Source organism: Curtobacterium sp. MCBD17_028 (assembly GCF_003234875.1).
Classification (GTDB): Bacteria; Actinomycetota; Actinomycetes; order Actinomycetales; family Microbacteriaceae; genus Curtobacterium.
On record NZ_QKTQ01000020.1, the window covers coordinates 38,641 to 49,157 of the forward strand.

The 10,517-nt window shown below is 67.0% G+C and carries 13 protein-coding genes and 1 pseudogene; 8 read left to right on the forward strand and 6 right to left on the reverse strand.

Going from position 1 to position 10,517, the window contains the following annotated elements; translation table 11 throughout:
• Positions 1–60: 60 nt before the first annotated feature.
• From DEI86_RS15060 to DEI86_RS15080, 5 genes and pseudogenes are all read right to left on the reverse strand, one after another.
• Positions 61–897, reverse strand: a complete 837-nt coding sequence (locus tag DEI86_RS15060) for an IS3 family transposase (protein ID WP_181439807.1) — start codon at positions 895–897, stop codon at positions 61–63.
• A gap of 35 nt (positions 898–932) precedes the next feature.
• Positions 933–1,220: a transposase gene (locus DEI86_RS15065; RefSeq protein WP_181439808.1), complete on the reverse strand. Its 288-nt coding sequence runs from the start codon at positions 1,218–1,220 to the stop codon at positions 933–935.
• A gap of 69 nt (positions 1,221–1,289) precedes the next feature.
• Positions 1,290–1,799: pseudogene (locus DEI86_RS15070) on the reverse strand (aldo/keto reductase); the annotation flags it as partial.
• 90 nt (positions 1,800–1,889) lie between these two features.
• Positions 1,890–3,086, reverse strand: coding sequence for an MFS transporter (locus DEI86_RS15075; protein ID WP_258376574.1), 1,197 nt, complete (start codon positions 3,084–3,086; stop codon positions 1,890–1,892).
• 121 nt (positions 3,087–3,207) lie between these two features.
• Positions 3,208–4,095, reverse strand: coding sequence for a helix-turn-helix transcriptional regulator (locus tag DEI86_RS15080; protein ID WP_111026234.1), 888 nt, complete (start codon positions 4,093–4,095; stop codon positions 3,208–3,210).
• Between the two features lie 138 nt (positions 4,096–4,233).
• Here DEI86_RS15080 and DEI86_RS15085 point away from each other — a divergent pair, with 138 nt between their 5' ends.
• The 7 genes from DEI86_RS15085 (at position 4,234) to DEI86_RS15115 (ending at position 8,848) form a co-directional block, all read left to right on the forward strand.
• Positions 4,234–5,250, forward strand: coding sequence for a zinc-dependent alcohol dehydrogenase family protein (locus DEI86_RS15085; RefSeq protein WP_111050057.1), 1,017 nt, complete (start codon positions 4,234–4,236; stop codon positions 5,248–5,250).
• An 80-nt stretch (positions 5,251–5,330) separates the two neighbouring features.
• Positions 5,331–5,996 carry an SDR family NAD(P)-dependent oxidoreductase gene (locus DEI86_RS15090; RefSeq protein ID WP_111050058.1) on the forward strand — a complete coding sequence of 222 codons (666 nt, stop codon included), beginning with the start codon at positions 5,331–5,333 and terminating at the stop codon, positions 5,994–5,996.
• A 19-nt stretch (positions 5,997–6,015) separates the two neighbouring features.
• Positions 6,016–6,789 carry an SDR family oxidoreductase gene (locus DEI86_RS15095; protein ID WP_111050059.1) on the forward strand — a complete coding sequence of 258 codons (774 nt, stop codon included), beginning with the start codon at positions 6,016–6,018 and terminating at the stop codon, positions 6,787–6,789.
• A gap of 174 nt (positions 6,790–6,963) precedes the next feature.
• Positions 6,964–7,203, forward strand: coding sequence for a cyclophilin-like fold protein (locus DEI86_RS16645; RefSeq protein WP_258376575.1), 240 nt, complete (start codon positions 6,964–6,966; stop codon positions 7,201–7,203).
• Between the two features lie 63 nt (positions 7,204–7,266).
• Positions 7,267–8,118 (forward strand): SDR family oxidoreductase, encoded by an 852-nt coding sequence (locus DEI86_RS15105; RefSeq protein WP_111050061.1) that lies wholly within the window; start codon positions 7,267–7,269, stop codon positions 8,116–8,118.
• Positions 8,115–8,450, forward strand: a complete 336-nt coding sequence (locus DEI86_RS15110) for a carboxymuconolactone decarboxylase family protein (RefSeq protein WP_111050062.1) — start codon at positions 8,115–8,117, stop codon at positions 8,448–8,450. The genes DEI86_RS15105 and DEI86_RS15110 overlap by 4 nt, the downstream gene beginning before the upstream one ends.
• Positions 8,447–8,848 (forward strand): cupin domain-containing protein, encoded by a 402-nt coding sequence (locus tag DEI86_RS15115; protein WP_111050063.1) that lies wholly within the window; start codon positions 8,447–8,449, stop codon positions 8,846–8,848. The genes DEI86_RS15110 and DEI86_RS15115 overlap by 4 nt, the downstream gene beginning before the upstream one ends.
• Before the next feature lie 90 nt (positions 8,849–8,938).
• Here the strand turns inward: DEI86_RS15115 and DEI86_RS15120 are convergent, their stop codons facing one another.
• Complete coding sequence (locus DEI86_RS15120) at positions 8,939–9,439, reverse strand: AAA family ATPase (protein ID WP_309146572.1); 501 nt, start codon at positions 9,437–9,439, stop codon at positions 8,939–8,941.
• Between the two features lie 457 nt (positions 9,440–9,896).
• On the opposite strand from DEI86_RS15120, the gene DEI86_RS15125 reads away from it, so the two are divergent.
• Positions 9,897–10,355, forward strand: coding sequence for a hypothetical protein (locus tag DEI86_RS15125; protein WP_111050065.1), 459 nt, complete (start codon positions 9,897–9,899; stop codon positions 10,353–10,355).
• Positions 10,356–10,517: the final 162 nt, after the last annotated feature.

The following is a 10,517-nucleotide window of genomic DNA, read 5'->3' on the forward strand; positions in this document are numbered from 1 at the left end:
ACCTGGCGCATACGCGCTAGTGACCTGTCCCGGGTTTCCCGGACGCTCTCTTTGTGTTGATCATGCCGCGGTTTCGGCGGCGGTGTAGAGGTTCTCGAATTCGATGGGCGAGTAGTAGGCGAGCGCGGAGTGGCGTCGGGTGGGGTTGTAGAACGCTTCGATCCACTCGAACATCGCCGACGCGAGCTCGGCGCGGGTGGGCCAGTCGCAGCGGTCGAGCAGCTCGATCTGCATCGAGCCGAAGAACGATTCCATCAGCGCGTTGTCATACGCGGACGCGACCTGTCCCATTGAGCCGAGGAGCCCGGCTTCGCGGAGCCGGCTGCCGAATAACCATGACGTGAATTGCGCTCCACGATCCGAGTGGACGATGGTTCCCGTGGGCTGGCGGCGCCAGGTGGCCATCTGGATCGCGTCGACCACGAGCTCGGTGCGGAGGTGGTCCGCGATCGACCAGCCCACGCAGCGGCGGGAGAACACATCGATCACCGCCGCGCAGTACACCCACCCCTCGCCGGTGCGGTGCTGGGTGATGTCGGTGACCCACAGCTTCTCCGGCGCGTCTGCGGCGAACACCCGCTTCACCCGGTCTTCGAACACGGCCGGCAGCCGGCCCGAGCCGCTGGTGCGCCATCTCCGGTGATGGACTCCCTGCAGCCCGGCAAGGCGCATGAGCTTTTCGACCCGGCCGTGCCCGATCCGGCGCCACTGCCCGAGAACCAGCTCCGCGTGCACCCGACGGACACCATAGGTGCCGCGAGAGCGAACATGTATCTCCCGAATCTGGTCGATCAGGTACGCGTCGTCTATGTCGCGGTCCGAGGCACGGCGGGATCGCCACTCGTAGTAGCTCGACGGCGAGACTTGCAGGACCCGGCACGTCACCGCGACGGGCACCCCGTCATCGGCGAGCTCGCGGCCGAGCCGGAACCCTATTTTGGGAGCACGTTCTCCCGCGCGAAGTATGCGCTGGCCCGCTTCAGGATCTCGATCTCCATCGCTTGCACCCGGTTCTCCCGACGCAACCGAACCAGCTCGGCCCGTTCGTCACGGGTCATCCCTTCGGCGCGGCCCTCTTCGACGGCCGCTTCGCTCATCCAGCGGCGCAGGCCCGACTCGCTGATCCCGAGGTCCTTCGCGATCTCACGGACCGGTTTCTCACCCTGCCGGGCAAGCGCCACAGCGCGGCGACGGAACTCCTCAGGCTTCACAGCAGGCATCACGGACTCCTTCTCCGGGACGATCATCGCCCCAACCCAGGTGTCCGGGAAACCCGGGACAGGTCAGGGCTGGGTGAAGTAGGGGTGCAGTTCGATCTGGTTGACGGCGGGCACGACGGCGGTGTGCTGCATGAGCTTCGTGAGGTGGTGGGGCATGAAGTTGCTGACGCCGATCGCGCGGACCTTCCCGTCCGTGAGTAAGCGCTCAAGGGCCCGGTACGCGTCGACGGTCGCGTCGAACCGCTGCGGCATCGGCTGGTGGAGGATCAGCAGGTCGATCATGTCGATCCCGAGCTTCCCGACACCTTTGTCGAACGCGTGGAGGGTCTGGTCGTAGCCGAAGTCGACGGGCCAGATCTTCGTCTCGATGAACACGTCGGACCGGTCCAGATCGGACCGGCGAATCCCCTCGCCGACTTCGCGTTCGTTCTGGTACGCGGCGGCGGTGTCGATGTGGCGGTATCCGACAGCGAGGGCCGTCTCGACGGCGGCGGCCGTCTCGTCGGGCGGGCTCTGGTACACGCCGAGGCCGATGGCGGGCATTTGGACGCCGTTGTTCAGGGTGAGTGTTGCGCTCATGAGAGCGACGGTAGCCGCGTCGATGGCGCCGAGAGAGGGGCTGTTGGACCCCCTTATCGCCCTCACATGGCGGGGCCGGCGTCCTTCTGTTCAGAGCTTCGCGGGGAACGCGGAGCGGCGGCCGACCATGGTCAGAAATACCGCGATGGTCCCGAAGACGATCATCACGACGGCGAGCACGAGCCCGTCGAAGGCGGTCAGGAGCGCGGCACCGAAGATGCCGGCGGCGAAGATGGCGATGTTGAACGCGACAGGGAGGAACGCGCTGGCAACGTCGGCGTTCTCGCCCCCAGCGGTGGTGAGTGCCGCCTGTAGCTGTGTGGATGCGCCGCCGAAGCTGACTCCCCACAGCACCGCTGCGACGAGGATCGCGATCGTCGAGGTATGAGCGACGAGGAGGATCACGCCGGTGATGACGAACAGGCCAGCACTGAGGTGCAGCAGCGGACGCGGGTGGCGGTCCAGGAGCGCGCCGGTGATGATGACTCCGGCGATCGCGGCGATGCCGTAGACGAGGAGCATCAGGCCGGCGCTGATGCCGGTGTCGGTGGCCCGCAGGTACGGGGAAATGTACGTGTAGATGGTGTTGTGGGCGAGCATCCACGTCGCGATGACGGCGAGGATGATGGCGATCCCGCGGATCCGGAAGACCTTCGCGACGGAGAGTTTCACGGCGCTGGTCTGGCCGGGGGCGTCCGGGACGAACAGGGCAATCAACGCCAGGACGATGAGCCCGATGATGCTCAGGCCCCCGAAGGACCACCGCCACGTCAGCGCGTGACCAAGGAAGGAACCCAGGGGGGTTCCGAGCGCGAACCCGACGGGAGCGCCGGTGGACACGATCGCGAGTGAGACACCAGCGAAGCGGGGCGGGCTGATGCGGCGGGCGTAGGTGGCGAACATGCCCCAGATCGTTCCCGACATCGCACCGGCGATGAAGCGGGATATCAGCGACACGGCGACGTCCGGCGAGAATGCGGTGACGGTGTTCGCCAGCAGCAGGACCCCGATTGCGGTCATGATCAGCGGCTTCCGGCGCAGGCTCCGGGTGAGGGCGATTGCAGGGACGGTGGCGATGACGGTGCCGATGGCGTATGCGCTGACGAAGAGGCCGACGGTGCCTTCGCTCGTGTGCATGCTGTCCGCGATGACGGGCAGGAGGCCAGCGGGCATCGTCTCCATCGCAACGAGGACGAACCCGATCGCAGCAAGCAGCGTGAGAGGAAACCACGGCAGTCGGCCCTCGGCGACGTCTTCGGTCTGTGGTTGGTCAGTGGTGGAGGTCACGAGAGCGCTTTCGTCGAAGGTGTAGGCGCGGCGGGGCACCAGTGCGAGCAGGGTGCCCACTCACCGCGTCGGCGGCGGCCGCAGCGGCAGAAAGGTGCCGGCTTGCCGGCGAGAAGAGCCGTCAGGCGCGTGAGGTGGCGGCGGCTTTGTCGGTGATGCGCTCGGTCGCCGCCCAAGACGCGAGGAGTTTCAGCGCGTCAGCAGATGGGGTGCCGGGTGCTGCGGGGTAGACGGTGAGGCTGTGCCCGGGCACGTCTTCGAGCTCCATGACCTGGTAGGTGAGTTCCAGCATGCCGACGGCGGAGTGGTTGAAGCTCTTCGCGCCGGAGTAGTGCCGGCGGACGTTGTGTGCAGCCCAGCGGATGCGGAACTCATCACTGCGCACCGAGAGCTCGCCGACGAGCGCGGCGATTCCGGGATCGTGGGGGTTCCTGCCGGCGTCGCGGCGGAGGATCGCGACGTTGACGTTCGCGGCTCGTTCCCAGTCGGGGTAGAAGTCGTAGGCGCGGGGGTCGAGGAAGATGAATCGGGAGTGGTTCGCTGGCCGCGCCGTCCCCCGGTACATGTCGGAATAGAGCGCGTAACCAAGCGTGTTCGCGGCGACGATGTCCATTCGGTTGTTGCCGATGAAAGCCGGCGCTTCCGTGATGGTGTCAAGCATGAACTGCACTGCGGGGGGCAGACCGGCCGGGGCTGGCGCCTTGGCCCGCGCACGGACGGTCGTGGCGTTGGCGTCGCGGGCGAGGTCGAAGAGGTGGTCATGCTCGGCACGGTCAAGGCTGAGCGCGGAAGCGATGGCGTCAAGGACGCTGTCGGAAGCGCCGGTGAGGTTCCCGCGCTCGATGCGGGTGTAGTAGTCGACGCTGACTCCGGCGAGGCGGGCGACTTCTTCGCGGCGGAGGCCGGCGACGCGGCGACGGCCGCCGAACTGCTCGACGCCTGCCTGCTCGGGCGTGATGCGTGCACGGCGTGACGACAAGAACTCACGCACCTCAGCTCGGTTGTCCATGACAGCCACGGTAGGCGGTTCCGTCGACTCGAAGACAGGTTCTGCTGGACCCCGTTTACGCAGAGCCTCACTACCGTGTGAAGACAGCCGTTTGATGGTGATGACCACGAATCACCCGAACGATTGGATCCGCATCTGATGCGCGCCACGATCATGCATGCCGCCCGCGACGTCCGCGTCGACGAGCGTGAGAAGCCGACCATTCAGCAGCCCACCGACGCGATCATCAAGCTCGTCGCGGCCTGCGTCTGCGGATCGGACCTTTGGCCGTACCGCGGTGACGACGCGATCGATGAGCCCGTCCCGATGGGTCACGAGTACGTCGGCATCGTCGAGGAAGTCGGCGCCGACGTGCAGAACGTCACGCCCGGTCAGTTCGTTGTCGGCTCGTTCTTCGCCTCCGACAACACGTGCGAGATCTGCCAGTCCGGCTACCAGTCGGGCTGCGTCCACCGTGAGGGTGTCGGCGGAGCGCAGGCCGAGTACATGCGGGTCCCGCTCGCCGACGGTACCCTCGTCGCAACCCCCGGCATGCCCGACGAGGACAAGATCCCGTCCCTCCTTGCCGCATCCGACGTCCTCGGTACCGGCTGGTTCGGCGCGAAGGCAGCCGAAGTCGGTCCGGGTAAGACCGTCGCCGTCGTCGGTGACGGCGCTGTGGGCCTGCTCGCAATCCTCGCGGCGAAGCAGATGGGCGCCGAGCGCATCATCGCGATGTCCCGCCACGAGTCCCGGCAGAAGCTCGCCCGCGAGTTCGGCGCCACCGACATCGTCGAGGAGCGCGGCGAAGCCGGCATCGCGAAGATCAAGGAACTCACCGACGGCCTCGGCGCGCACTCGATCATCGAGGCGGTCGGCACGCAGGAATCGATGATGCAGGCCATCCACTCCACCCGCGCCGGCGGCCACGTCGGCTACGTCGGCGTCTCCCACGACGTCGACCTGCCGGGCCTGGAACTGTTCTTCTCCCACGTGCACCTGCACGGCGGCCCCGCCCCGGTCCGCGGCTACCTGCCCGAGCTGATCGACCTGATCCTCAGCGGTGCGATCGAGCCGGGCAAGGTCTTCGACATGGAGCTGCCCCTCGAGGACGCCGCCGAGGGCTACAAGGCGATGGACGAACGCCGCGCCATCAAGGTCCTCCTCCGCCCATAACCCACAGACCGGGCCTCGGCAGCTCCCCCCGGTTGCCGAGGCCCTTCACTCCTGCTCACAAACTGCGAACGGGAAGCATCATGACCACACTTGCCATCATCGGAGCGGGCCCCGGACTCGGCGCCGCCGTCGCGCGCCGCTTCGGCCAGGAGGGCTTCTCCGTCGCGCTCATCGCCCGGAACCGGACCCGCGTCGACGAGCTCGCCGCGACGCTCACCGCGGAGGGCATCACCGCCGCCGGGTTCACCGCGAACGTCCGCGACCAGGACTCGCTCCGCACCGCCCTCGAGCAGGCCAGCGAGCAGCTCGGCCCGATCGAGGTCGTGCAGTACAGCCCCCTGCCGGCGAAGGAGTTCATGCGGCCCGTCCTCGAGACAGTCGCTGCGGACCTCGTCGGCCCGGTCGAGTTCTCCATCTACGGCCCCGTCACCGTCGCGCACCAGGTCATCCCCGGCATGCGCACGCTCGGCGGCGGGACCATCGTCTTCATCAACGGCGCCAGCGCGGTCCGCCCCGGCGCCCGCGTCACCGGAACCTCGATCGCGTTCGCAGGTGAGAGCGCCTACGCGCAGCTGCTCCACGACGCCCTCGCCCCCGAAGGCATCCACGTCGGCCAGCTCATCATCCCGCGCCGCATCGGCGGCGGAGAGCCCTCCCACGAGCCCACCGTGCTCGCAGACACGATCTGGCGCATCCACACCGAACGCGGCGACTTCCGCACATACGCCGCGGACCTCGACAACTGAATACCATCAGGAGGACAGCATGACCAGCACCAGCACCGACCGGTTCACCGGCAAGGTCGCGTTCATCACCGGCGCCGGCAGCGGCATCGGCCGCGCCACCGCGCAGGCGTTCGCTGCGGAAGGCGCACGAGTCGCCCTCGCCGACACGTCCGCTGACAGGCTGAACGAGACAGCGCAGCTCATCCGCGACAACGGCGGAGAAGCCCTCACCCTCACCGTCGACGTCACCAACGCCGACGACGTGCAGCAAGCGATCGCGGACACCGTCAGCGCGTTCGGTCGCCTCGACATCGCGTTCAACAACGCCGGCATCGAGCAGGAGCAGACGCCGACCGCGGACCTCCCGGTCGAGGACTGGGACCGGATCATCGCGACCGATCTGCGAGGAGTGTTCCTCTGCATGCAGCAGGAGATCCCTGCCATCATCGCCGCCGGCGGCGGCTCCATCGTTAACACTTCTTCCGGGGCAGGCGTCATCGGAATCGCGGGGCAGGCCGCTTACGCTGCTGCCAAGCACGGGCTGATCGGCCTGACGAAGTCCGCGGCGCTGGAGTACATCGACCAGGGCGTCCGGATCAACGCTGTCGCGCCCGGCGTCATCGACACCGCGATGATGGGCCGCGTCACCGGTGGCACCGACGAAGGCCGGCAGACGATGACCGCGCAGGAACCCATCGGCCGGATGGGTCGACCGGAGGAGATCGCGTCGGCGGTGCTGTGGCTGTGCTCAGAAGGTGGTGCGTTCACCGTCGGCCACACGCTCGTCGTCGACGGCGGGCAGACCGTTGGGTAACCGCCTGCACCGCGCAGCACTCGCACTCCCCGTCATCACCCTCCTTGGCGTCCTCGCCGCGGGCTGTTCCAGCCAGGACTCTGCCACGTCGTCCGACACCGACACCGCAGGGGCCGCACCGAGTACGGCATCCGCCACCGCGAGCAGCGCAGTGACCACTCCGATCCAGAGGACCTGAACGGCGAAGAGAAGATCGGGCACCTCGACCAGGAGCTGCCCATGACCGGCATGCCGGCCAGCGACGACCCGTTCCCCGGCGATATCGGCTACTACGCCCCCTGGGGCAACGTCGTCTTCTACTACGGCGACGTCAGCCGCTACGACGGCATCGCCCGCATCGGCACCCTCGAGAAGACAGCCCCGATCCAACGCCACGACGGCGATTTCTCCGCCACTATCCAACGCGGGAACTGACATCGCGCCGCACTCGCTCCGGAGAACGATCTCATCTCCCCACAGAACAGAAAGCGTCACCTCATGACTCACCCCCAGGTCTGGTTCATCACCGGAGCAAGCCGCGGCATGGGCACCGAGTTCGCTCGCGCAGCCCTCACCGCCGGCCACCACGTCGTCGCCACTGGCCGCGACGCACAGCGAGTCCTCGATGCGGTCGGCGAGCACGACAACCTCCTCGCCGTTGCGCTCGACGTCACGGATGGGACCGCTGCCACCACCGCGGTCGCCGCCGCGACCGAGCGGTTCGGACGCATCGATGTCCTCGTGAACAACGCTGGCAGCTTCCAGGCCGGCTTCTTCGAGGAGCTCAGCGCGGAGCAGTTCCGCACGCAGATGGACACCAACTTCTTCGGCGCCCTCAACGTGACCCGTGCCGTCCTGCCAGTCATGCGACAGCAGCGTTCCGGTCGGATCATCAGCATCAGCTCGACCGCTGGCGTCGTCGCCAACGCTGGCGGCAGTGCGTACTCGGCGTCCAAGTTCGCGCTCGAAGGTTGGATGGAAGCACTCCGCGGTGAGGTCGAGCCGTTTGGGATCTACACCACCGTCGTCGAGCCCGGCTTCTTCCGCACCGACCTCCTCGCCGAAGGAAACTCGACATTCTGGGGCGACGTGCACGTCGACGACTACGCACCCCTGTCCGACCAGGCCAAGGGGTTCTTCCGCAGCATGGAAGGCCAGCAGACCGGGGACCCCGCGAAGCTCGCCCAGACCATCATCAAGCTCGCCGCCATGCCCGAGCCGCCGCTGCGACTCCCGGCAGGCGAGGACAGTGTCGACGGGATCGTACAGAAGGGTGCCCAGCTCGCCGAGCAGGCCCGCGCGTTCCCCGAGCTCTCCAACGACCTCAACCACGAAGGAGCAGCGGCATGACTGATCAGCAGAAGCAGATCGGCGGCGGCCGGAACCTGTTCGGCGACTTCGCTCCGAAGCTTGCAGAACTCACCGATGACGTCCTCTTCGCCGACGTCTGGAACCGACCAGAACTCTCCGCGCGAGACCGAAGCCTCATCACGGTCGCGGTCCTCACTGCCGGCGGGAACACTGAACAGCTCCGCTTCCACCTCGGCCGCGCCGTCGAGAACGGCGTCACCCAGGATGAACTCATCGAAGCCATCACCCATGTGACGCTCTACGCCGGCTGGCCCAACGGCATGGCAGCGATGGGCGTCGCGAAGCAACTCTTCACGGAGGACGAACAGTGAACATCGAACCCGCAACACCGACCTCGAAGAACCCGCCCGAGCAGTTCGCCGGAGACGTCTGGCTCGACCCGATCGCGCTTCCCCACGAAGACGGCCAGCACATGGTCGTCGCGACGGTTCGCTTCGCCCCCGGCGCCCGCACAGCGTGGCACTCCCACGAGAAGGGCCAGTACCTCCGCGTCACCGCCGGTGTCGGCCGCTTCGGAACACGCGACGGTCAGATCATCGACGTGCACCCCGGCCAGACGATCTACACCCCGCCCGGCCAGGAACACTTCCACGCCGCAGCCCCCGGAGTGTTCATGGAGCACATCGCGATGCTCGAGAACGGTGACGATCCCGCCACCACCACAACGTGGCTCGAACACATCACCGACGACGAGTTCAACGGGCGCTAACCCACACCACCACAACGAGCGAGACCTCTGCACAATGCCGAGGTCTCGCTCGTCTCATTTGACGATCCTCCAACGGACGGCGGTTACGACCTACAGCTCGTTCGGACCGTCCGACAGAATCCGCTCCGCTATCTGATCGGCGGACTCGTCCCCGCCAATCGGACGCTCTCGCACGAAGGACAGTGGCTGCCACCCGTGGTACCAGCCACGCATCTCCTCGACCCCGAATTCGAGCGCCTTGGGCCGAGACGCATGCCGCTGAACCGTCTCCTCGAAGGTCAGGTCAAAGGCGTAGAAGCGAGCGTCGTCGGCTCGACCTGCGATCCGAGCGAGGACGTCCTCGTACTGGCGCGCGTTGAAGATGCCATCCATCACCACGTGCTGGCCCGCGCCAAGACAGTGGGCAGCAGCGGACTCTAGCAGATCCGCGTGTGCCATGCCCGCTGTTCCCTGCTCGCGGAAGATGACCCGGTAAAAGTAATCCTGGTGCAAGACCGCGGCGGGTCCAGCGAGCTTCGCTTGAAGCAGCTGCGCCACGGTCGATTTGCCAGAACCCGAGTTCCCGCGAAGAACTATCAGCACCCAAAACACCCTAGCCAAGTGACAGGCTCGAGGCGTCTCGGTAGCTGATCCTGCACCGGTCGCTCAGACCGGTAAAGGATCCTTGGCCGGGCGGTGTCGGAGTTTGCGTCACCAAGCCGACCGCACCGCGCTTGACTGCTACGGGTTCCGATTCAGGGGTGCGTCGCAGCGGGCCGGGTCAAGGCTCAACTTTCAGATCCGGCTGAGGGTGCCTCGGCTGGTAGCTCACGTAACTCCTGGGCCCCTCCGTCTTCCAGCGCTTGATAAGCCAGAAGAACGTCTCGATGCCCGCCTAGCGCTCGGGGTCTACCCCTCGGAGGCCGAACGCCTTGTCAAGCGGCGGCGTGCGGTCCGTGCCGGCGCTGATGCTGCCCGCCCCTCGCGATCGCTGATCCCGCCGGCACGATGCGCGTGCTTATCGTTACCATGCCTCATGCCCAAGCCAGGTCCGGTATCTCCGAGCCCGATGCGCACGTACATTGCGGCAAGCGCGCTCGTGAGCTCTGCCGCGTCCGCGGTGTTCGTCGTTCACGAACTCCCGATCCAACTGCGACCTCAGGCCAACGACATGTTCGCCCCGAGTGGTCGGCTCTTCGTCGCGGGGGTGATCGACGCGGGCGTCGCCCTGGTCATCGCTGGAGGCATTGTCGGGGAGGCAGGGCTCGCTCTCGTCGCACGCAACTTGTCCGGATCACAGCGTCCACGGCAGCGCGCTGCACTGGCTGCGCTCGGCGGGACTGCGGGTGGAGCCGTGATCGCCGCGCTCCTCGCCATCGGCACCTTTGGCGCGCCGCATGCACGGCAGACGTATCTCCCCCTCGAGGTGCTCTGTATCGCGGGCGGTGGTGTCCTCGGTTGGGCTTACGAAGCCGTTTTCCAGCTCAGAGAACGCCGCGCGAGCGCGGGCACCTGCGACGACGACTAGCCGGTTGCAATCGGCCGAAGGTCATGAGGCCACCACGCGCGATGTGCGCGGTGTTCCGCCCCGGGTCTGATGGAGGCTCTCAATCCACGGGAGGATGAGAGTCATGGGAGCACCGAGGAAGTACCCGGAGGAGCTTCGGGAGCGGGCGGTCCGGCTCGCGGT